23 protein-coding genes are annotated in these 22,261 nt (G+C 60.0%); 14 read left to right on the top strand and 9 right to left on the bottom strand.

All coding sequences use genetic code 11. The features are described from left to right. Positions 1-142 precede the first annotated feature (142 nt). Positions 143-817 (bottom strand): non-canonical purine NTP pyrophosphatase, encoded by a 675-nt coding sequence (locus ACR0P8_RS01440; RefSeq protein WP_432622988.1) that lies wholly within the window; start codon positions 815-817, stop codon positions 143-145. A 102-nt stretch (positions 818-919) separates the two neighbouring features. Then, a complete protein-coding gene (rph, locus tag ACR0P8_RS01435) occupies positions 920-1,684 on the bottom strand; it encodes a ribonuclease PH (protein ID WP_217063132.1) in 765 nt (254 codons plus the stop codon). Between the two features lie 203 nt (positions 1,685-1,887). On the opposite strand from rph, the gene ACR0P8_RS01430 reads away from it, so the two are divergent. After that, positions 1,888-3,210, top strand: coding sequence for a nicotinate phosphoribosyltransferase (locus ACR0P8_RS01430; RefSeq protein WP_432622985.1), 1,323 nt, complete (start codon positions 1,888-1,890; stop codon positions 3,208-3,210). Between the two features lie 127 nt (positions 3,211-3,337). Here ACR0P8_RS01430 and ACR0P8_RS01425 read toward each other — a convergent pair whose 3' ends face one another. Beyond that, positions 3,338-4,345 (bottom strand): aldo/keto reductase, encoded by a 1,008-nt coding sequence (locus ACR0P8_RS01425; RefSeq protein WP_432622983.1) that lies wholly within the window; start codon positions 4,343-4,345, stop codon positions 3,338-3,340. A 151-nt stretch (positions 4,346-4,496) separates the two neighbouring features. Between ACR0P8_RS01425 and ACR0P8_RS01420 the strand changes: the two genes are divergently transcribed. Further along, positions 4,497-4,922, top strand: coding sequence for a MerR family transcriptional regulator (locus ACR0P8_RS01420; RefSeq protein WP_432622981.1), 426 nt, complete (start codon positions 4,497-4,499; stop codon positions 4,920-4,922). Positions 4,923-4,997: 75 nt separating this feature from the next. On the opposite strand, the gene ACR0P8_RS01415 is transcribed toward ACR0P8_RS01420, so the two are convergent. Continuing rightward, on the bottom strand, positions 4,998-5,315 hold the full coding sequence (locus ACR0P8_RS01415; RefSeq protein WP_432622979.1) for a DUF3039 domain-containing protein: 318 nt from the start codon (positions 5,313-5,315) through the stop codon (positions 4,998-5,000). 147 nt (positions 5,316-5,462) lie between these two features. Between ACR0P8_RS01415 and coaD the strand changes: the two genes are divergently transcribed. The 7 genes from coaD to ilvN all read left to right on the top strand — a co-directional run bounded on the left by coaD (position 5,463) and on the right by ilvN (position 11,624). Further along, on the top strand, positions 5,463-5,957 hold the full coding sequence (gene coaD, locus ACR0P8_RS01410; protein WP_432622977.1) for a pantetheine-phosphate adenylyltransferase: 495 nt from the start codon (positions 5,463-5,465) through the stop codon (positions 5,955-5,957). After that, positions 5,954-6,793: a cell division protein gene (locus tag ACR0P8_RS01405; protein WP_432622975.1), complete on the top strand. Its 840-nt coding sequence runs from the start codon at positions 5,954-5,956 to the stop codon at positions 6,791-6,793. Before coaD ends, ACR0P8_RS01405 begins: the two co-directional genes overlap by 4 nt. 48 nt (positions 6,794-6,841) lie before the next feature. After that, positions 6,842-7,456: a YceD family protein gene (locus tag ACR0P8_RS01400; RefSeq protein WP_432622973.1), complete on the top strand. Its 615-nt coding sequence runs from the start codon at positions 6,842-6,844 to the stop codon at positions 7,454-7,456. Positions 7,457-7,583: 127 nt separating this feature from the next. Then, positions 7,584-7,778 carry a 50S ribosomal protein L32 gene (gene rpmF / locus ACR0P8_RS01395; RefSeq protein WP_026646978.1) on the top strand — a complete coding sequence of 65 codons (195 nt, stop codon included), beginning with the start codon at positions 7,584-7,586 and terminating at the stop codon, positions 7,776-7,778. A gap of 378 nt (positions 7,779-8,156) precedes the next feature. Beyond that, the gene (gene rnc / locus ACR0P8_RS01390) at positions 8,157-8,939 is read left to right on the top strand and encodes a ribonuclease III (protein WP_432623003.1); all 783 of its coding nucleotides are present in this window, start codon (positions 8,157-8,159) and stop codon (positions 8,937-8,939) included. Positions 8,940-9,176: 237 nt separating this feature from the next. Beyond that, positions 9,177-11,039: an acetolactate synthase large subunit gene (locus ACR0P8_RS01385; protein ID WP_432622970.1), complete on the top strand. Its 1,863-nt coding sequence runs from the start codon at positions 9,177-9,179 to the stop codon at positions 11,037-11,039. A 30-nt stretch (positions 11,040-11,069) separates the two neighbouring features. Beyond that, positions 11,070-11,624: an acetolactate synthase small subunit gene (gene ilvN, locus ACR0P8_RS01380; protein WP_033499342.1), complete on the top strand. Its 555-nt coding sequence runs from the start codon at positions 11,070-11,072 to the stop codon at positions 11,622-11,624. 86 nt (positions 11,625-11,710) lie between these two features. On the opposite strand, the gene ACR0P8_RS01375 is transcribed toward ilvN, so the two are convergent. Both ACR0P8_RS01375 and ACR0P8_RS01370 read right to left on the bottom strand, forming a co-directional pair. Beyond that, positions 11,711-12,970 carry an MFS transporter gene (locus ACR0P8_RS01375; RefSeq protein ID WP_432622967.1) on the bottom strand — a complete coding sequence of 420 codons (1,260 nt, stop codon included), beginning with the start codon at positions 12,968-12,970 and terminating at the stop codon, positions 11,711-11,713. A gap of 102 nt (positions 12,971-13,072) precedes the next feature. Continuing rightward, on the bottom strand, positions 13,073-13,684 hold the full coding sequence (locus ACR0P8_RS01370) for an ArsR/SmtB family transcription factor (RefSeq protein WP_432622965.1): 612 nt from the start codon (positions 13,682-13,684) through the stop codon (positions 13,073-13,075). 158 nt (positions 13,685-13,842) lie between these two features. Between ACR0P8_RS01370 and ACR0P8_RS01365 the strand changes: the two genes are divergently transcribed. Further along, the gene (locus ACR0P8_RS01365) at positions 13,843-14,472 is read left to right on the top strand and encodes a response regulator transcription factor (RefSeq protein ID WP_432622963.1); all 630 of its coding nucleotides are present in this window, start codon (positions 13,843-13,845) and stop codon (positions 14,470-14,472) included. Positions 14,473-14,474: 2 nt separating this feature from the next. Then, complete coding sequence (locus tag ACR0P8_RS01360; protein ID WP_432622961.1) at positions 14,475-15,626, top strand: sensor histidine kinase; 1,152 nt, start codon at positions 14,475-14,477, stop codon at positions 15,624-15,626. A 14-nt stretch (positions 15,627-15,640) separates the two neighbouring features. Here the strand turns inward: ACR0P8_RS01360 and ACR0P8_RS01355 are convergent, their stop codons facing one another. After that, the gene (locus ACR0P8_RS01355; RefSeq protein WP_432622959.1) at positions 15,641-16,180 is read right to left on the bottom strand and encodes a hypothetical protein; all 540 of its coding nucleotides are present in this window, start codon (positions 16,178-16,180) and stop codon (positions 15,641-15,643) included. Positions 16,181-16,364: 184 nt separating this feature from the next. Here ACR0P8_RS01355 and ACR0P8_RS01350 point away from each other — a divergent pair, with 184 nt between their 5' ends. The 3 genes from ACR0P8_RS01350 to ACR0P8_RS01340 all read left to right on the top strand — a co-directional run bounded on the left by ACR0P8_RS01350 (position 16,365) and on the right by ACR0P8_RS01340 (position 17,903). Beyond that, positions 16,365-17,201: a hypothetical protein gene (locus ACR0P8_RS01350; protein WP_432622957.1), complete on the top strand. Its 837-nt coding sequence runs from the start codon at positions 16,365-16,367 to the stop codon at positions 17,199-17,201. A 130-nt stretch (positions 17,202-17,331) separates the two neighbouring features. Beyond that, a complete protein-coding gene (locus tag ACR0P8_RS01345) occupies positions 17,332-17,604 on the top strand; it encodes a type II toxin-antitoxin system RelB/DinJ family antitoxin (protein ID WP_432622955.1) in 273 nt (90 codons plus the stop codon). Then, the gene (locus ACR0P8_RS01340) at positions 17,604-17,903 is read left to right on the top strand and encodes a type II toxin-antitoxin system RelE/ParE family toxin (protein ID WP_432622953.1); all 300 of its coding nucleotides are present in this window, start codon (positions 17,604-17,606) and stop codon (positions 17,901-17,903) included. Before ACR0P8_RS01345 ends, ACR0P8_RS01340 begins: the two co-directional genes overlap by 1 nt. A gap of 149 nt (positions 17,904-18,052) precedes the next feature. On the opposite strand, the gene ACR0P8_RS01335 is transcribed toward ACR0P8_RS01340, so the two are convergent. Continuing rightward, positions 18,053-20,242, bottom strand: coding sequence for an ABC-F family ATP-binding cassette domain-containing protein (locus ACR0P8_RS01335; protein ID WP_432622951.1), 2,190 nt, complete (start codon positions 20,240-20,242; stop codon positions 18,053-18,055). A 522-nt stretch (positions 20,243-20,764) separates the two neighbouring features. Continuing rightward, complete coding sequence (locus ACR0P8_RS01330) at positions 20,765-22,096, bottom strand: amidohydrolase family protein (RefSeq protein WP_432622948.1); 1,332 nt, start codon at positions 22,094-22,096, stop codon at positions 20,765-20,767. Positions 22,097-22,261: the final 165 nt, after the last annotated feature.

Genomic DNA, 22,261 nt, shown 5'->3' with positions numbered 1-22,261 from the left:
GATCATTGCCGATTCCGCGGATCATGCAAATCGCGCGAATCGTGTCTGCCGTGCGCCGGAACAGCATGAGGCGGCCATATCTCGGTCCTCCGCATCGCCATATGCCGTTATTACACGGCTATCTGCATACGCACATACACGGCTATTTGACCAGCGATTCGATCGCACCTACCAGCGCGCGCAACGCCTTGCCGCGGTGGGAGATCGCGTTCTTCTCGTCGGGCTTCATCTCGGCGGATGTGAGCTTCACGCCGGCTTCGATTGCCCGTTGCGGCTGGTCGTCCGGCACGAACAGCGGATCGTAGCCAAAGCCGTTGGCGCCACGTGGGGCACGCAGCAGCACGCCCGGCATCTCGCCGACCTGCACGGTTTCGCTGGCGATGCCGTACGGCTTTTCGCCGTTTTCCGCCTGACGCTCACCCGGCACGACCAAGGCGGCGGCGCAGCGGAACCGCGCGGTGCGCTTGGCATCCGGAATGTCGGCCATCTGCTTGAGCAGCAGCGCGTTGTTGGCTTGGTCGTTGCCATGTTCGCCGGCCCAACGCGCGGACAGGATGCCCGGCGCGTTGCCCATCACGTCCACGATCAGGCCGGAATCGTCCGCGATCGCGGGGCATCCGGTACGTTCGGCCACATCGCGCGCCTTGATCAGCGCGTTCTCCTGGAAGGTCACGCCGTCCTCCACCGGATCGGGCAGGCCGAGCGAGCCTGCGGAGACCAGCTGGACGTCGGCGGCATCCGCTCCGAGCCGCTCCTCGAGAATGCGGCGGATCTCCACCAGCTTGCCTTCGTTATGCGTGGCGACGATGATCTTCATGCCTTGCGATTCCTTCCGTCGTTTCCTTCGTACGATCCGTAAGTTCCGTACGTTTCCTTTTCCGCTTTTCCGCTTTTGATTCCGCCGTTCCCGGCAGCCGGCTCAGTCGAGCGCGAGCGCGGCGCGCTGGGCGGCCTGCAGCTCCCTGTTGCCCTTTTCGGCCAGGTCGAGCAGGGTGTTGAGCTCGGCGCGGTTGAACGGACGATGCTCGGCGGTGCCTTGGATTTCGATGAAATCGCCGGAACCGGTCATGGCCACGTTCATGTCGGTCATGGCCTGGCTGTCCTCGATGTACGGCAGGTCCAGCATCGGCTTGCCGTCGATCACGCCGACGGAAACGGCGGAGACCCAGTCCTTGAGCACGCGGTCCGCGGACTTGATGCGCTTGTTCCGCTCGGCCCAATGCATCGCGTCGACAAGCGCCACGTACGCGCCGGTGATCGACGCGGTGCGGGTGCCGCCATCGGCCTGCAGCACGTCGCAGTCGATCTGCACCTGGTTCTCGCCGAGCGCCTTCATATCGACGACGCCACGCAGGCAGCGGCCGATCAGACGGCTGATCTCATGCGTGCGTCCTCCGATCTTGCCACGCACCGACTCGCGATCCGTACGGTCGGCGGTGGCGCGCGGCAGCATCGCATATTCCGCGGTGACCCAGCCCAGACCGGAGTCCTTGCGCCAGCGCGGCACGCCCGTGGTGAAGGTGGCCGTGCACATCACGCGCGTGTTGCCGCATTCGATGAGCACCGAGCCTTCCGGAACGTCCGTGAAATGACGGGTGATGCGCACCGGACGCAACTCGTCCACCTTGCGTCCGTCCGCACGCACCACCGTCTGATCGCCCAACATGTCCTTGATCGCTACCATTGCCTTACCGCACTTCGCTTTCCTATCGTTCGCGATGTCATACCGACCAATCGCTCGTCTTTCCAGCAACCGAGACTATCACCAGCCACGCACGCCGTGCCCCCGGCACCGCCTGCACGTATGATGGAACGCGAACCGGCGCCCGGCACCGCTGGCCACACGACCGCGGACGGCCTCGCCAAAAGTCAAGAAAGGCTTTGGAAATGCTGGATTACTCACCCGCACTCATGACCGATATGTACGAATACACCATGCTTGACGCATGTCTGAAGGACGGCACCGCCAACCGCAAGTGCGTATTCGAGATCTTCACCCGGCACCTGCCGCTGGGCCGCCACTACGGCGTGGCCGCCGGGCAGGGGCGCATCCTCGACGCGCTCGAGAAGTTCCACCTCGACGACAACGACCTGAAATTCCTCGCCGACCGCAAGGTGGTGAGCCCGGAAACCATCAAATGGCTTGAGAACTTCCACTTCTCCGGCTCCATCAAGGGCTACCGCGAAGGCGAGATGTTCTTCCCGAATTCGCCGATCCTGCAGGTCGAGGGAACGTTCGGCGAGTGCACGCTGCTGGAAACGCTGCTACTGAGCATCCTGAACTACGATTCCGCCGTCGCGTCCGCCGCATCCCGCATGGTCAGCGCGGCGAAGGACCGTCCGTGCATGGACATGGGCGGCCGACGCACCAACGAATGGGCCGCCGTGGCCGCCGCGCGCGCCGCCGTGGTGGGCGGATTCAAAGGCACCGCCAACCTGCTGGCCGCGCAGATGTACGGTCTGAAAGCCATCGGCACAGCCGCGCACTGCTTCACGCTGGTGCATGACGATGAGAGAAGCGCGTTCGAATCGCAGATCGCGGCGCTTGGCAAGAACACCACGCTGCTGGTGGACACCTACAACATCGAGGAAGCGGTGAAGACCGCCGTCGAAGTGGCCGGCCCCGAACTGGGTGGCGTGCGCATCGATTCCGGCGACCTCGCCTCCCTCGCGCAGCGCGTGCGCAACCAGCTCGACGCGCTCGGCGCCACCAACACGAAGATCACCGTCACCAACGACCTCGACGAATACGCGCTGGCCGCCCTGCAGACCGCTCCGGTCGATTCCTACGGCGTGGGCACCATGCTCGTCACCGGCTCGGGCGCGCCGACCTGCGCGATGGTATACAAGCTCACCGAGCGCGAGAACTCCGCCGGTGAAATGCAGCCGGTCGCCAAGAAGTCGAAGGACAAGGCCACCGTTCCGGGACGCAAGCTCGCCTTCCGCTCCTACGAATACTCGCTGGCAGACTGCGAGCACGTCATCTCCGGCTCCGAGGACAAGCTGGCCGCATACCAGCCGGAGGACGGCTGGAAGGACCTGCTGGTCGACTACGTGACCGACGGCGAGAACCACAGCGAATACCAAGGCCACGACGCAATCGTCAACGCGCACGACTACCGCGCGAAGGCGCTCGCAGAACTGCCGATCGGCGCGCAAAGCCTGATGAAGGGCGATCCGGTCATCCCAACCGAAGTCACCGTGCTCTGACGACCGACGACGGTTCATCGAAGCATCGCAAATGGCGGCGGCCCGGAGCGTTTCCGGGCCGCCGCCATTTCATATGTCATATGCGTTATATGCGCGTGCACGCAAAATCGTCCGCACGATCACCCGACTACAGCGAGATCTCGTCGATGCGGCGCAGCTCCTCCTCACTGAACGAAGTGTTCTTGAGTGCGCCGATGTTATCGAGCAGCTGCTGCGGACGGGAGGCGCCGACCAGCACCGATGTGACCATGCCATCATGCAGCAGCCAGGCCAATGCCATTTCGGCCAGGGTCTGGCCACGTTCCGCCGCCAGATCATTCAATTCGCGAATCTGTCGGAGTTTCTCCGGCGTCAGCGCGCTTTTCTGCAGGAATCGTCCGTCATGCGCGATTCTGCTGTCCGCGGGAACGCCGTCCAGATACCTGTTGGTCAGCAGTCCCTGGTCGAGAGGGGAAAAGGTGATCAGTCCCTTGCCAATCCGATGCGCGGTCTCCTTGAGCCCATTGCGCTCCACGGTGCGGTCGAAGATGTTGTACCGGTTCTGATTGATGACGAACGGCACATGCAGTTCGTCAAGAATGGCGGTGGCTTTTTCGAGCGTCGGACCATCGTAATTGGACAGGCCCACGTACAGAGCCTTGCCGCTACTGACCGCAGTGGCGAGCGCCCCCATGGTCTCTTCGAGCGGGGTGGATGGGTCCATATGGTGGTGGTAGAAGATGTCGACGTAGTCGAGTCCAAGCCGCCCGAGGCTTTGGTCGAGCGAGGCGAGCAGGTATTTGCGGCTGCCGAGATCCCCGTATGGACCGTTCCACATCTCGTAGCCGGCTTTGGTGCTGATGATGAGCTCGTCGCGGTGGTGTTGGAAATATTCACGCAGGAGTCTGCCACAGTTCTTTTCGGCCGATCCCGGTTCGGGACCGTAGTTGTTGGCCAGGTCGAAATGTGTGATGCCGTTGTCAAACGCGGTGAACACGATTCGGCGCATGGTGTCGTATGGGGTGATGTCGCCGAAGTTGTGCCAGAAGCCGAGGGAAATCGCCGGCAGCTTAAGTCCGCTTGTTCCCGCGTGGTTGTAGGTCATGTCATCGTATCGGGTTGGCGACGGCGTGTAGACGGTGGTCGGCTCGAGCATGGTTCCTCCTTGAAACAAGTTGCTTCCGATTGTTGGTTCCATCGTGACACTTCAAGTACACTTGAACGCAAATCGTGGCGCTACACGAGTCAATGCACGCGGCGGGCATGCCGCATGCATGCAAACATTGGCAGGAAGACAAGGTGCGTACATGGCAACATATTCCATTCGCGAGCTGGCTGACCGATTCGGCGTGCAGCCCTCGACCCTGCGGTATTACGAGGACCAAGAACTGCTGACGGACGTCGACCGCGACGATGCGGGACGCCGAATCTACTCCGATCACCATGTCGACCGGCTTAAGGCAATCTCCTGCTTCAAACATGCAGGCATGAGCCTCGACGAGCTCAAACGGTTCTTCGCCTACGAAAGCGACGAACGCGCGCACATCACACAGATGGTGGAGCTACTGGAGCACCGACGCGATGCAATCGTCGAGCAACGGGCCACCTTGGAAGATGCCTACATGCACGTGCTACGCAAACTGCACCTGTACAGGGACATCCAAAGCAGCATCGAACACGGCACGCCATATCCGGACTGGGCCGATTACGCCGACAAGGACTTCAGGCCCTGATCCGAATGCCTATATCCCCGGAGTCGCTTAGAACGTCAATTCCATAAACCTCGGGAAACCGCCACAGACCCGCTATCAGAAGGACGAGTTCATCATCTCGTCGTAGATACGCTTGCAGTCCGGGCACACCGGATACTGGGTGGGATCATGCTTCGGCACCCACACCTTGCCGCACAACGCCACGACCGGACGACCGGTGCGACGGGATTCCGCGATACGGTCGCGCGACACGTAATGTGCGAAACGGTCCGCGTCGCCGTTGCCGCCGTCATCGAGCTTCGTCTCCTCTTCAGGACGTTCCAGAACGGCGGTGCCGGTGCCCGCGTCCGGATTGGACAACGGCGAAACCGGATCGTCGGAGCCGAACAAGCCATCAAAAATCGCAAATGCCATAGCGATACTCCTCATACATCCTCATAAACTGCCGCCACCGCGGCCACAACCGCCTCCCATCATAGCCGAGCCGCATTGCGACGGGGCCGGCAACATGCATGGGACGACGTTGCCGACTTCTCAACCAATCGCGGTACGCTTGAGGCTATGACAATTGCAGTTTGCCCCGGGTCCTACGACCCAGTGACCGCCGGCCACCTGGACGTGATCGAACGTTGCGCGCGCTTTTTCGACGAAGTGCATGTGGTGGTGGCCGTGAACGCGGCGAAGACGCCGATGTTCTCCGAAGAAACCCGCGTCGATATCATCCGGAAGGCGCTTGAAAAGCGCGATTGCGACAATGTGAAGGTGGATTCGACCACAGGTCTGATCACCGATTACTGCACGAAGGTGGGCGCGACGGTCATCGTCAAGGGCCTTCGGCAGAACGGCGATTACGAGGCCGAGCTGGGCATGGCGCTGGTCAATCGCAAGCTCGCCGGCGTGGAGACGCTGTTTCTGCCCGCGGCCCCGGACCTGGAGCACATCTCCAGTTCCATCGTCAAGGACGTGGCACGGCACGGGGGTGACGTGACGGGCATGGTGCCCGATTGCGTGATTCCGTTGCTCACAGAGGCGCTTACAAACGAAAAGAAGGCATGATGACTGAAGAGATCAACGATTCCAAGCCGCTTGCGGACGGCGACGACGTCACGTCGCAGCAGCCGGTCGCCGCTGCCGCCGATTACTCCGCAGCAGCGCACGGCGGCGATGCCACTTCCGCAGCCACGACCGGCGCGGTATCGGCCGATATGGCTTCAACACGCGATTCCAATGATTCCAACGCTTCCGACAAGCCGGCAAAGCCGTCGATCTCCATGTCGGACCTGCCCGACCTGCGCACCACGTTCGATCCGAACGCACCACTCGGCGACACCGACGACCGCAGCCGTGACGAATTCACCACCGTCTACGACATCATCGACAGCATGGAGAACGAGCTGGATGAGGCCAAGCCAATCCTGTTCTCGCCCAGCTCGGTGCGCGTGGACCGCGAATCGTTCATCGGCAAGCTCGACCAGCTCAAGAAGATGCTGCCGGTGCAGCTGGAACGCGCCTCCGCGTTGATGCGCGAATCGGAACGCCGGTTGGAAAGCGCGCAGACACAGGCGAACGCAATCGTGGCATCCGCGCAGTCGCGCGCGGCCGACGCCGTACGCGAAGCAAACGAGCAGGCGCAGTTCCTCGCCGGACAGGAGAACGTGACGGAAATCGCCCGGCAGAAGGCGCGCGCCATCCTCGACCAGGCGCAGTCGAAGGCCGACAAGCTCACGCAGAACGCCGACAAGTACTGCATCACCATGATGGAATCGCTGCAGCAGCAGATCGACAAGATCGGCAACGGCGTACAGGCCGGATTGAACGTGCTGTACGATCGCCAGCGCGAGGCCGGCACGCATCTGGAGCATCTCGACGCGGACGATTATCCGAAGGACTGAACGAAAAGCACCCAACCGTGCAACCAGGAAGGAATGAAAGACCGAACTATGGCACGTACTGAAGATTCCCCGTGGGCCGTTTCCGTGGCGCAAGTGGCCTCGCGACCCGGGCAAAGCAAGGAGATCGACTCCGTATTCCCCGCTCCGAGCGGCATCGGCGACGAGATCATCGGCGTGGACGAGGGCGCGGACGTGTCCGTGGTCGGCTCGTTCGATTCGATTGTCGACGGCCTGATCCTCAACGCTCGCGTCAGCGCCCCCGTGCATGCCGAATGCACGCGTTGCCTGAAGCCGATCCAACGCGATTGGACGGTGAACGTCACCTCCTTCTTCCCGTACGAGGACAAGTCCGCGGCGAACAAGGGCGGCAAAACCGGCAAGAACGGCAAGGACGAGGAAGTGGACATCATCGCCGGCGAGGACGAGGCGGAGGACACCTATCCACTGCTCGACGGCGGCTCCTGGGCCGATCTTGAGGCGATGCTGCGCGACACACTGGTAGAGGAGCTGCCACTGCAGCCGCTGTGCAAGCCGGATTGCAAGGGCCTGTGCTCGCAGTGCGGCGAAGACCTCAACGAGCACCCCGACCACCATCACGACGTGACCGACATCCGTTTCGCCGCACTGGAAGGGCTGAAAGCCAAGCTGGAAGGCAAGGAATAAGCGGAAACAAGCGGAAGACGGCGGGCCTGCCGCGACCTCCCATCATCCAAACGGAAGTTTGTACGGAGCCCACGTTAAGATACTGAACGCTTAAGCTCAATCGTTCGAACGAAATAGAGGAAACACAATGGCACTGCCTAAGTACAAGACCTCGCGCGCGAATACCCATTCCCGCCGCGCAAACTGGAAGGCCAAGGCCGCCCAGACCGTTACCTGCCCGAACTGCGGCGCTCCGACGCTGCCGCACATGGCATGCCCGAGCTGCGGTTCCTTCCGCGGCCGCGTGTACCGTGAGGCCATCCGCTCCATCCACACCAAGTGAGTGGTTGCCGGATAACGGTATAGAAGCATGGAAACCCTGCCATCGACGGGTGGCAGGGTTTCTTTTATTATTGCAAGTGATATGCGGTCGGAGCTTCCGATCGCATACGCGACCGACGCGCGTTGCTTGCGTAGCAATACCGCCAGATTCCGCTGGCGTCTTGCCATGTGCGCAACGGCCACGGTCGAGGACGATGCGGCAGGCCCGTTCCGCCGCATGATGCATGACATTATGCATGGCATAACGCATAAATGGTAAGGATTTTTCATGGCCAAGAACAACAATCAGGACAACAGTCAGGCCCAGCCGACCGGCCAGACTGACCAGACCGACGCGAGCAAAGGCCGCATCGGCACCTCCATCACCCCCGAAGGCGAAATGACCGCCAATGTGCTGCTCGAGGCGCTCGGCACCACACTCGAACCGGAACTGCTCGTCGAGGCGCTCACCCACCGGTCCTTCTCACACGAGCATGAGGGCGCCAAGAACTACGAACGTCTCGAATTCCTCGGCGACGCGGTGCTCGAACTGGTCTCCACGGAAACGCTGTACAAAACGCATCCCGACATGAACGAGGGCCAGCTGGCCAAGATGCGCGCGAAAGCCGTGTCCGAGGAATCGCTGAGCAAAATCGCCCGTGAGAAGCTGCATGTCGGACCGTACATCCTGCTCGGGCACGGCGAAGCGGAGCAGGGCGGAGCCGACAAAAGCTCGATTCTGTGCGACATCGTCGAATCGCTGATCGGCGCCACGTTCATCCAGCATGGCATCGACGAGGCGCGCCGCGTGGTGCATCATCTCGTCGACGATACGCTGGCGGAGGTCGCCACCGAAGGCCCTGCGCTCGATTGGAAGACGTCGCTGACCGTCAAGGCGCACGACATGGGACTGTCGGAACCGTACTACCGAACTTCGGTGGCGGGACCGGAATACGCGCTGGAATTCACGGCGCGCGCCATGCTCGGCGACGAGGTCATCGGCATCGGCACCGGCAGCAGCAAACGCAAGGCGCAGCTGGCGGCCGCGGAAGCGGGATGGAAGGCGCTTGACGGCCGCAAAGACGGCGCGAACGCAACGCACGGCAAATCACATAAATCGCACCACAAATCGCATCACAAGGCAAAGGAATCGGCGACCGATCCGTCGCAAAACAGCCGGTGAAGACGATCGCCCTGCAACGGCCCTACCTCAGCCGTACGGGACGCGCCAGAATGTGGGACTTTCCGGCAAGCCGTCCTGTCAGCCGCTAGCATAGACTGATTACTAGCGGGGACGCGATGCGCGATATGCCACAAGCAATTGCGCGACGTTCCATTCGGGGTTTTGGACAGCGCATGAACTACGCGCCGGTCGAAACCCCTATTGAGGTATTTTCCACGAACGAGCATGAGAGGGAACATGGTGTTACCTACGCCTCTGCAGGCATTCAGCGGCATGCCAAAGGCATCCGCCACCACTGAAAAGCAGACCATCGTCGACGGCGAGAAGATGACTGGCGCCGAAGCGCTGGTCCGTTCGCTGGAGGATCTGGGCGTCAAGGACGTCTTCGGCGTTCCGGGCGGCGCGATTCTGCCCGTCTATGACTCCATCAAGGACGATACGAAGTTCCGCTTCGTCCTGATGCGCCACGAGCAGGCCGCCGGACATGCGGCCGAGGGCTATGCGCTGACCACCGGACAGGTGGGCGTGTGCATCGTCACCTCCGGCCCGGGCGCCACGAACATGATTACCCCGATCGCCGACGCGAACATGGATTCCATTCCGATGGTCGTCATCACCGGCCAGGTCGGCGTGAACGCCATCGGCACGGATGCCTTCCAGGAGGCCGATATCGTTGGCGCCACCTATCCGGTGGTCAAGCATTCGTACCTCGTCACCCGCGCGCAGGATATTCCGCGCGTGCTGGCCGAGGCGCATTACATCGCACGTTCCGGCCGTCCGGGACCGGTGGTGGTGGACGTCACCAAGACCGCGCAGACCGGTGAGATGTATTATTCCTGGCCGCAGCGCATGATTCTGCCGGGATACAATCCGACCACCAAGGCGCACGGCCGTGTGCTGTCCGACGCGGCGAAGCTGTTCGAGCAGTCGTATCGTCCGGTGCTGTACGTCGGCGGCGGCGCGGTGCGTTCCGACGCGGGCGAGCTTGTCAAGGAGCTGGCCGATGTGACCGGCGCTCCGATCGTCACCACCCTGCCGGCGCGTGGCATTGTGCCGGATTCCGATCCGAAGGTGCTTGGCATGCTCGGCATGCATGGCACGATTGCGGCGACCGGCGCCGTGCAGCGTTGCGATCTGCTGGTCGCGATCGGCGCACGCTTCGACGACCGTGTCACCGGCAAGCTCGACGCGTTCGCGCCGGGCGCGCGCGTGATCCACATCGACATCGATCCGGCGGAAATCGGCAAGAACCGTCAGCCGGATGTGCCGATCGTCGGCGATGTGGCCACCGTGCTCAAGGACCTCATTCCGGAGATCAAGCGCGAGCAGGCCGTGCACGGCAAGCCCGACACCAGCCATTGGTGGGACGTCATCAACAAGTGGGTCGAGGAATATCCGATCACGTGGGACGAACCGACCGACGGCAGCCTTGCCCCGCAGTGGGTCGTCAAGCAGCTGTCCGACATGGCCGATCCGGACACCATCTGGGTTTCCGGCGTGGGTCAGCATCAGATGTGGGCCACCCAGATCATCGAATTCAACAAGCCCCACTCCTGGCTGTCCTCCGGCGGCCTCGGCACGATGGGCTTCGGCCTGCCGGCAGCCATCGGCGCCCGCGTCGGCTCCGCCCGCGAATTCGACAACAAGAAGCCGGTGTGGCTCATCGACGGCGACGGCTCCTTCCAGATGACCTCCGAAGAGCTGGCGGCTGCGTTCCTCGACCACACTCCGGTGAAGATCGCGCTGCTCAACAACTCCGTGTACGGCATGGTCCGTCAGTGGCAGACCCTGTTCTACGATCACCACTATTCCGCGACGAACCTGCTGGACGGCGAGAACACGCCGGACATCGTGGATGTGCCGGACTTCGTGAAGCTTGCCGAGGCATACGGCTGCGTCGGCATGCGCGCGTTCACCAAGGACGAAGCCATCGAATGCATCAAGAAGGCCAACGAAATCAACGACCGTCCGGTGCTGATCGATTTCCGCGTGTGGAAGGATGCCATGGTGTGGCCGATGGTCGCAGCCGGCGATTCCAACGACAACGTCACGTACAAGCCGGGCGTGAAGCCTCTGCAGCGCGCTGGCGAGAACGACTGAACGAGTAGCGTAAGGAAGGAAATTTCGATCATGGCAAATTATCCTGCATCCCAGCCGGGTTCCAAGCGTCACACGCTGTCCGTGCTCGTCGAGAACCGTCCGGGCGTGCTGGCCCGCATCGCCGGCCTGTTCGCCCGCCGCGCGTTCAACATCAATTCGCTGTCCGTCTCCCCCACCGAGCGTCCGGACATCTCCCGTGTCACCGTCACCGCCGAAGTGGAGGAAGTGCCGCTCGAGCAGATCATCAAGCAGCTCAACAAGCTGCTGCACGTGCTGAAGATCGTGGACCTCGATCCGGAAACCACTGTGGAGCGCGAGCTGGTGCTCATCAAGGTGGCCGCCGACGAATCCAACCGTTCCGATGTGCTGGAGATCGTGCGTCTGTTCCGCGTGCGTGTGGTGGACGTGAACCCTGAGTCGCTGACCATCGAGGCCACCGGCGCCGAAGGCAAGATCGACGCGCTGCTCGGCCTGCTGGAGCATTACGGCATCATCGAGCTGGTCCGCTCTGGTGCGGTCGCCGTGACCCGCGGCCCGAAGGCGCTAAGCGAGAAGGTGCTCGGCTCCGAGATCACCGGTCGCTGAACGGCCTGAGCAATCTGCCTGATTTACGGCAAGCGGTGTCCCACGACTCGTCTCGTGGGGCACCGCTTTTCATTTGCTTCGATATCTCACCGCAATATCGTATGCTCCCATTGCGCCGCCTTGGGGATGTCGCGAATGGAACGGGAGCACATCACCAGCACGGCGCTTGCCACGAGAATGGCGAGGAACACCAGCATCGTGCCGTGGAATCCGAGGACCGGAAGCAAGGTGCCGGCCACTGCGCTGCAGAACATCGAGAGCACCTGGGCCGGAACCGTCAATGTGACAGTGATGCGCCCTTGCATGTTCGTGGGCGATTTGGCGAAGATGAAGCCAAGCAGCATCGCGTTAATCAGCGGGAACGGCAGACCGACGAACGAATTGGCAACCAGCATAACCCAGTAATTGTCGGTCAAGGCCATCGGCAAGACGCACAGGCAGATGAACAGACAGACGAGGCACACGGTTGGACCGACCGGAACCTTATCACTGATTTTGCCGGCCAGTAACGATCCCACAAACATCATCAGCGATATGCCACCACTGATGAATCCGATGGAGGTCGCATTGGTCCCGCACGACATCAGATGCAGCTGAATGGCATATTGGATGCCATTGACGCCGAAATTAAGCAATGCCGCCACGACGAGCACGACCACCAGCGTTTTCCTGTGCAACGACCATGACCAGCCTTCCAGGAAATCGCGGAAGAAACCACCTTTCGCCGCATCGCCATCCGTTTCCCCGATACGCCTGTTATCCGAATCATGTTCGCGAATGCCGGTGGCGGCAACGCCGGCCACGGCGTACATACATGCTGACACCAGGAATGGCAGCCATGGTGCGACGCCGTACAGGAATCCTCCGATGGGGCTTCCCGCCATGGTGATGGTCGCGTCACGTCCCTCGTTGAGGCTTCGCGCCTTGGGATAATAGCGGATATCGATGATTGAGCGAAGCATCGCATCCGTGGCGCTCCCGAGAAATCCGTTAACGCCGGATGCAAGCACCGCAATCAGCAGCAACACGGGAAACGATAATGCGTTGCACAGCAGTAGCACCGCTACCGCGCCCCAAGCCAAAACGCCGACGACGGCGTTTGACACGATAAGTCGTTTGCGGTCATGCCTGTCGACGAAAGTGCCTCCGAATACGCTCGCAACCTGTTGCGCGATCATCGACGCCGTTCCAAGCCAGCCGGCGGCGACGGTAGAGCCGGACACCGCATATCCGAGCAGACTGATCGCCAATGTATGCAGTGCCAACCCGGCTGCCGATGCCGTATCCGCAGTGAACCACGGGATGTACCCTGTGGATTGCCAGAATGATTTCGTCGTTCGGTTCATGCTTGCTCCACTTGTCCCACTTGTTCCTTATTCCACCCATGCTTCCGTATTGCTATGTATTTATGGGCTATGCGACCATGGGCAAAAGTCCCTACCGACGTTTTACGAAAACCATCTGAAGGCCTGCAGAATCAGCGCAACGGGTTCGACGCCCGGCTCATTATCACCATGCACGCCTGCCTTGATCTGCCAGCGACGCACGACCTCATTGAGCTCTTCAAGCATCGAGCTCATCTCCTCTGCGGTCAAGCGCAGCACATGATCATCGCTGGTGCATGCATCGGCCCATTCCCGAGGCAATTCCGGCAGCTTGTCCAGAAAACGCTCATAGGCCATCTCGTAGGAGAGTGCCGCAGAACGTCGGAACATATCCATGGCCTTTGCATTGTCCGCACCGTTTTTCTCCCCGGAACCCTCCAGACGAATGGCGCTTTGGCAAGCCTTCCACCAGCTTTTTCTTCGATCGCCATCGGGAGACTTCACCTTCTCCACGAGTCCAGCAGCTGCAAGCTGCCCCAAGTGATAGCTGATGGCGCCAGGAGCCTCACCAAGCTGCTCACTGATGCTTCCTACAGTCTGCTCGCCATTCACCCGCAATGTTCCAAGGATCCTCATACGAATCGGACTTGCCATGATCCGAAGAGTATCAGCATTGGTTACAGTTACTGCGGCATCTTCAGGCAGCCGTGCTTCGTCTGGGATGGTATCGGTCATTGCAGGAGACTCCTTTCCGTCGCCTCCCATTATATACAAATTATTTGTACAATATATTTTTTGAACTCAATCGCAATACATGCCGCCGTCAACGCTATGATTTCCTTGCAGCAACAAAGCGTCTATTCTGGAGCGAGAAGCAGACTAATGGGGGCATTATGCACACGCTTGCCAATGATCCGACCTTAGGGATAGTGGACAATGATCCGTTGGTCGCGAGCGCAATCCGGAGCTTATTGGTCGAAACATGCGCACCAATACAGATTCTATGGACCGCCACTTCAGCCGAACAAGCACTTGATGCCATGAGGGACTCTTCGCAAAGACCGCAGGCCATGCTCACCGATATCGCAATGCCTGGAATGGACGGTGCGGAATTGGCACGTCATGTCAAGGAACAATATCCGGATATCGCCATCATCGGCATCAGCGCCTTTTTGGACAGCGAAAACGAAAAAGCGCACGGAGCACCATGGTCCGATGCGTTCTATGCGATTATTCCAAAAGAAATTCCCACGATTCAACTGGTCCGAATCATCGGAAAAGCCATTGGGAATGGCGAAGTTGCGTCATGGACGGGAAAGAGCACGGAATCCATGCGACTTTCCGGCAAGGAATTGCAGATCATTGCCAGCTATGCAAACGGATTCACTACTTCCGCCATCGCCCGGCAACTCAACGTCAGCGAAGCATCGGTGAAGACATATGCGCGGCGAGCTTTCGAGAAACTTCATGCCCACAGTCGCGCCGAAGCTGTTGCGACGTGCGTGAGAAACGGCTGGATATAACGATGAAGCTGCCACAGCAAATAACGTCATTGGCGAAGACCGCACACAAGCCTTACCTGGCGGGATCCATTATCTGCATTTGCTTTTTCCTGCTCGAACTGACCGCTTGGACAGACATGTCCCTCTGGTCATGGCTATATTTGGTACCTTATTGCATTGCTCTGTTGCTATTACCCTGGTTCCCTGTGCCGGCAAGTATGGCGATCCTTGCAACGCACATAGCGTGCGCGCTAATCCCGGCTATCTGCGACGGCCCTTCGACCTTATACGGCACATGGCTTGCATGCGGAATACTTGCGTTTGAAGTCAGACGATTTACATTTGCCATCGCAGGACCGATACTTTGCGCTCTGGCGCTTCCTTTGGGCTATTGGACAGGCGGCATCGACTACAATTCGAGCATCCCTGTGCTCGCATGCTCCTATATCGGAGCCTTTTTCGTCGGCTTTGCCATACGGTGGAAGATACAGACAGAGCAACGGAAGGCCGACCTGGCGATTGCGCAAGAACAAGTGCGACGACAACAGGAACGGCTCAGGGAGACTCACATACTGCATGATTCCATTGCAGGGTCTATGACCTATGCGATTCTGCTGTGTCGCAAGGAAGAATCCGTGAAAAGCAATGATGCTTTGGCACAAATCGAACAGGTACTTACGCAGGCATTGCATGAGCTTCGCACTCAGATCATCAGTCCCATGGCCAACGATCTTGAGACAGGTAATGAGACAGATAGGAGGCGTGCTCTCGATCTTTTCCAGCAACGCATCGAGAGCCAATGCGATAGGCTCAGAACTCTAGGTTTTACCGGAATGCCGATAATCCGTGGGGATTTGAACGCAATAGACAAAGCGGAGCTGCCGTTGCTGCAAACAGCCTGCACCGAAATACTCAACAACATCGCAAAACATGGAAAACCAGGCCCTTTTGCCTTTATTCTCTCGGTGGAAGCAGGATCGGCGGAATCAGGCGAGGCTCACATCTTCGCATCGAATCCGTACAGCGCCGCGATGGATAGCGAATCGAAGAACCACTATGGAATCGCCCTCATACAAAAATTCGTGCGGCAACGTAACGGAACAATGACCATAAATTCAGAAAATGAAGAATGGTCATTGTCCCTGACGATTCCGCTAACCCACCAAGCAAATTAAGCCAGCCGCCAACGTTATTCCTGACGATTCTCCTTTACTTCATATACGGAGACAACGAGATCCGTGTTGTCGATATTGATGATGGACAATGATGTCGCGCCAGGGAAGCTCTCCGCCGGAAGAGAGACCGTCTCTATTCCATTGGGCGTACAGGCTTCCCTCGTGGTCAGAGTGTGCGGCTGCCCATCTTTGTAGAGGACGAGTGAGTAAGGAGCCTGTTCCTTCTGCTTGCACATGGAAACGACATAGTACATATTGTTTTCGTCGACCTTTTTGGAAAACGGAACAGTGCCATCGCCGTGCACGGATTTCGCGCCCAACTTGTTTATCAGAACCAATTTGTCCGAGTCATTGAGATCGTCGACGGCGACACGGTCCAGAGCGTCCACAGTAAACGCTTTATACGCTTGCTCAGCAGCATCATCGTTTTTACTGCTGCTCTGAACAGCGTTACCATCAGAGGTTTCATGTGCGGGATTCGCACATCCGACGCATGAACACAGCAATAAAACGGACAACAGACAGCCGAGACTTCTTCGCGTCATTTGATTCATGAGACACCTCCATTGGTTTCTCCAGCGGGAACAACTGCATCTTCCCGTAAAAATGAGAATATGACATCGAACCATACGACACCACACCTCGCTGTCGCACGAATGGCTAACATACATCCAAAAGCACTAGACTGGACACGGGTTTGTGGAAGAGTTTTATGTGCAGTTGGGGGAATGTGACGAGATGACGATTGATTCCATCCATGCGATTGCGGCGCTATGCATCGGCATCGTGCTCATCGCGCTGCCTTGGTTTCTTCCACGAAATTCAGGGGCCTACGTACGGTGCGCGCAATGCCTTAAGTATCATCAGGCATGCAGTTCCCTCTGCCCCGCGTGCCTTACACCCGATTCCACCGCATCCGGCACGCCGCGATATGCGCATATCCTCGCTACACGCACGCGAGGTATGCATATTCAGTTTCTGCTTGCAATCGGCGAACTGCTTATCTGCGTGACGCAATGTGCGTTGTCCTGTCTGATCATCAAAGGCATCATCGGCAACGCCGGTCTGCCAACGGCTTACGGCATTAATCAGAACATCAAATTAGCGTTCGTTCTTATGCTCGTTCCGACTGTCGCCTGCTGGTACGCGTTCATCGGTTCCGGACTACGAGGGGGACAAAGCTATTCGCCCACACGCCCGATGGTATTCCGCCGCGGAACGCCGTCCGTCGTCAAGGAACTGCTTTCCGGTCTCTCATTTGCGATTGCGCAATCGGTCTTGCTGTGGTTCGTAATCCGCCCCATGCTGTCCGTCGACGACGCATCGGCATTCATGCTAAAAGATTGCATGCCTCTGCTTGCATATGGCATCGGGACCGTCTGCTGCGTTATCTTATTCGCGATTTCCTGCTGCGTGGCGCCTTGCACATTCGGCGCGTTCCGGCACGTACCGCGTGGAGGATACAGCATCAACCCGGCGAACGGCGCTATCGAGGCTTCGCACGAATCCTCAGAATTCAGCGTTACCAGCGTATTGGAACTACTGCAGGCATTGCTCGACGATTGCCTTCGCTAGGCAAGCTGGCGCGCAACGCGGTTAATCAGCTGTCGGCTAATCAGCTGTCAGCCTTGGATGGAATCACTTTCCTTGGTAAAATGTACGTACAATATCTAGCGTTTGTACATACAAGTGAATGAGGTTTCTGATGAGTGCATCGACGTTGACCATACGAATGGATGACGATCTCAAGCGTTCAGCCGCCGACGTGGCCGAATATTACGGCCTGGATCTCTCGTCGGTGGTGCGCGCGGTGTTCAAGCAGATGGTGAACACCGGGCGCATCCCATTAACCTTCGCTCCCGAAGAACCCAATGACGAGAGCCGGAGCGCCGCCGCCGAATCGGACAGCTTCATGGCGTCGGGCAAAGCGGGGCGTTTTACCAACGGACATGACCTGCTCGAGGCGGCGATGCGCTGATGGGTCGACTGACCGCCGACTTCGCAAAGGCCTTCAGCCGTGATTTGAAAAAGAACGCCAAGCGGCGTAACTGGAACCTGGCCGAGCTTGAAAAAGTCATCGATCTGGTGGTGGAGAACACCCCGGAAACACTGGATGAGCTGCGCCGCCGCCACAACATGCACACCCTGTCCGGCAATTGGCGTGGACGGTACGAATGCCATGTCGCCAACGCCGGGGACTGGCTGGTGATCTGGTCATCGAACGGCACAGTCGCGTTCTTCGAACGCACCGGCAGCCACGACGAATTATTCCGTTAAACTGACGCTGAGCGAACCGCCAGCGTCAGTTTCGTATATTCCATACCGCCAAACCGACGCCTACAGGCCTCTCACCGTCGGTTTGGCATGCTCTGTTCCGCGAAACCGACGGCGAGGGGTGGCTCAGCGTCGGTCTGGTGGAATGGGAGCTATTCGAGTTGTTCGGAGAGCTCCATCCATTCCATTTCGAGGGATTCGGACTCGTCCGTGACGGCCTGCAGCTGCTCGTTGAGCTTGTTCAACCCCTCGTAATCGCTCGGATCGTGCGCTGCCATCTGCGATTCCAGATCGGTCTTCTGCTCCTCCAGCTTGCCCAGCTTGCGTTCGATTGCGGCGACGCGCTTGGATGCCTCATGGAACGCCTTGCCGGTGAGCTTTGGCGTGGATTCGGCCGAACCGGCGTCGGCGGCATTCGATTCGGCATCGCTGGAAGAACCGGCGGAATCAGCGGAACCAGCCGCAGCGGCATCGCCAGCATCGCCACTCTTCCGTCCCTTGCCATTCTTGCCGGCCTTCTCATCCGCGAACGGGTCCTTGCCATTCTTGATGGCCTCGGTCATATCGAGATAATCCTGCACGCCACCGGGCAGATGGCGAATCTTGCCGCCGATCAGCGCGAACTGCTGGTCGGTGACGCGTTCAAGCAGGTAGCGGTCGTGGGAGACGACGATCAGCGTGCCCGGCCAGGTGTCGAGCAGATCCTCCATGACGGCGAGCATGTCGGTGTCGAGGTCGTTGCCGGGCTCGTCCATGATGAGCACGTTCGGCTCGTCGAGCAGGATGAGCAGCAACTGCATGCGGCGCTTCTGGCCGCCAGAGAGGTCCTTGATCGGCGTCATGAGCTGCGCGGATTCGAAGCCGAGGCGCTCCATCATCTGCCCCGGCGTGGTCTCCTTGCCGTCCACGATGTAGCTCGGCTTGTAGCGGCTGAGCACTTCCTTGATCTTGTACTTGCCGAGTTTCTCCAGCTCGTCGAGGCGTTGCGAGAGCACTGCGAACTTCACGGTCTTGCCGATGTTCACATGGCCTGCGGTCGGGGTGATTGTGCCGTCAAGGATCTTCAGCAGGGTCGATTTGCCGGCACCGTTCGCGCCGACGATGCCGAAACGGTCGCCGGGGCCAATCAGCCAGGTCACATCGTCAAGGATCTTGCGGCCGGTGACGGTGACCTTCCGCGCTGCGGATGTGACTTCGGGAGCGGTGTCTGCAGCGTCATCGCTCGAATCCTGCGCATGCTCCTCGGCCTGTGCGGCCTGTTCGGCGGCTTGTCGCGCCTCGGGCACGCCGGCGTCCACCAATCGCGGATCGGTCAGATCGTCTACGGCCACCTCAACGGAACCATGCGCCTGCGGTTCGGCATACATGGCCGGCACCACGTCCACGCGGGAGGCCGACGCCTCCATCTCCGCCACATCCGGGTCGATATCCGCCTCGCCCTGCGCGTGCTCGAAAATCTGCGTCACATCAATCAGATCGACCACCTGCTTGCCCAGACGGGAAGTGGCCATCTGCTTCAGCTCCAAGGTGTTGCGCACCGGTGGCACGTCGGCGATGAGCTCGCGCGCCGCCTTGACGTGGAACTTCTGCTTGGTGGAACGCGCGCGGGCGCCGCGGGTGAGCCATGCGAGTTCCTTGCGGGCTAGGTTGCGGCGCTTGGTCTCGCGCACATCGGTCTGACGGTCGCGCTCCACGCGCTGCAGCATGTATGCGGAATAGCCGCCCTCGAACGGGTCGATCACACCATCGTGGACCTCCCACATCGATTCGCACACCTCGTCAAGGAACCAGCGGTCGTGGGTGACGAGCAGCAGCGCGCCCTGACCGGAAGGCCAACGATTCTTCAAGTGTTCGGCGAGCCAGTGGATGGTCACCACATCCAAGTGGTTGGTGGGCTCGTCCAGCGCAAGGATATCCCAATCCTTGAGCAGCAGACGTGCCAGGTCGGCGCGACGGCGCTGACCACCGGACAGGGAGCCGATCTTCGCATCCAGACTGATGCCGCCGAGCAGTGCCTCCACAATCTCGCGCGACCTGGTCTCGGCCGCCCACTCGTAGTCCTCGCGCCCCTCGAGCGCGGCCTCGCGCACGGTGGCGTTGTCGTCAAGCGGATCACGCTGGTCGAGCATGCCGAACGTCAGTCCATTGCGCATGGTCACGCGCCCGGAATCCGGCTCCTGCGTGCCTTTGAACAGGTGCAGCAGCGTGGATTTGCCATCGCCGTTCTTGCCGACGATGCCGATGCGGTCGCCCTCGAAGACGCCCTGCGTCACATCGGTGAAGATGTTCTTGGTAGCGAAGGCGAGCGATACGTGTTCAAGTCCCAAATCATAAGTCGGCATAAAGCACCAATGTAGCGCGTCGGCGGAACACCGCCACCGCGCCGGCTCTTCGAGTCCGCCTGTTCGCCACACGCGCCCGACCCGTACTTGGCCCGCCTGCCCGCTTTGATGGCGGTGCCGTACCCGTCCGTCATGCGCCCGGCTCGCACCCATGACTTCGAAACCGAATACGGTGTGTGGTGGCCTGTTCGCCACACGTCCGACCGTTTGCCCCAAAATGAGATATGCAAGATGCCAGAGTGGATTCCGTAGGCGGTTTTCCGCTTCCGTAGGTGGTTGTCTTCAGATACCACGCAAGGAAAAGCCTGAAACCAAGCCTTTCTGCAACCCGATTACTTGCCCCAACCACCTACGGAGTCAAAGAACCACCTACGGAAAGCGCTCAGACGCCGATCAACAGCACTCGGCCACATCCAAACGCGTTCAAGCAAACGCGTTCAAGACATTAACTTCCCGCACATGACCGCAGCCATTCACGCCTCGTTAGCGCCACGGCCCGCGCCCGGCCACGAAATCCCGCGCCTATTCGGCGAAGGGGCGGGGAATCTCGCGCCCGGCCACGTACCGGTGGCTGATGTTCGCCGGCGTGCCCGTGTAGATAAACTGCTCCACGCGTTCCGCAACGCTCAGCTCCCACGGCGAGGTCATCGGCTCTACCACCAGCGCGTCGAACGCGTATCCGGGTTCGAACGACCCTGCGGGTGCCTGCCCCGTGGCCGCGGCCAGGAACCTGCCCGGCTCCTTGGTTGCCATATGGAACGCTTCCGGCAGACGCAATGCCGTCTCGTCGGCGTATTGGGTCTGCCGCAACTTCGACACCGCGACCGCGGCGGCGATATGACGATTCATGTCGGGCACGTGCCCGGCGTCCACGTCGCTGGCGATGGTGACGCGCAGCCCCTGCTCCAGGTAGCGCCGCGCCGGCATGATGCCGCTGGTCAGATTGGCGTTGGACTGCGGGCAGTGCGCCACGGTCACATCGTGGCGGCGCAACGTGTCGATTTCCTCGTCGTCCAAGTAGATGCAGTGAGCCATGATCGTTTTGCCGTCCCGCAACAGCCCGTACTGTTCGTACACGTCCGTGTACGACGCGCATTCGGGGTGCAGTTCGCGCACCCATGCGACCTCGCCGCGATTCTCCGACAGATGCGATTGCACCGGCAGATCGTATCGTTGCGCGATGTCGGCGAGTCCGCGCATGAGTTCGGGCGTGGTGGATGGCACGAAACGCGGCGTGACGATGTAGCCGATGTCGGGTGTCTCGCTGCGCATCGTTTCGATGACTGCAACGGTGTTGTCCAGGGATTCCTCAGTGCTTTCGCTCAGTTCCTCAGAACCGTTGCGGTCCATGTTGACCTTGCCAATGATCGGTCGGAGTCCCGATTCCTGCGCAAGTCGGGCGAGCGTCAGCGTGGCTTCGCGGTGCAGGGTCGCGAACGCGCTGAAACGCAGGGTTCCCGCCTCCCACATGCGTTGGATGAAGCGCTGGTACCAGATCCGCGCATAATCGGAGCTGGCGAATCGCGCTTCGGCGGGGAACGTGTAGGTTTCCAGCCATGGAAGCAGTTCCTTGTCGAGGCCAAGCCCGGCGGTCGGGTATTGCGGGGCGTGGATGTGCAGGTCGTTGAACCCCGGAATCACCAGCGCATCGCCGAAGTCGGTTCTGGGCGCGTTCCGCCAATGGGCCGGCACGTCGGCCATGGACTCGTAACATCCTGAAACGATGCCATTCTCCACCGCGACGACACCGCGTCTGATGCCCACCAGGCGTTGCGGCGAGGGGGTGAAGGCGATGTCGCCGACATACAACATTCGATTATCCGGGCGCCGCCCGGTCTGTGCGTTCATACGCATATGTTTCTCCTCCCGCGCACGCCGCCCACGCAGGTGCCCGCGCATATTGCGTGGCACCGCGCGAACGTGCCGCTTATTCCGTCTGTTCCATGTTGCGGTTTGTCTTCGCACTCCCCGTCACAGATACGCTCCGACAAAAACCGCACTGGCCAGCATTCGCATTAT

It is taken from the genome of Bifidobacterium sp., from assembly GCF_050874245.1.
Lineage (GTDB): Bacteria > Actinomycetota > Actinomycetes > Actinomycetales > Bifidobacteriaceae > Bifidobacterium.
The sequence above is the reverse complement of the archived record's forward strand: the minus strand, read 5'-3'. Positions and strand labels throughout refer to the sequence as shown.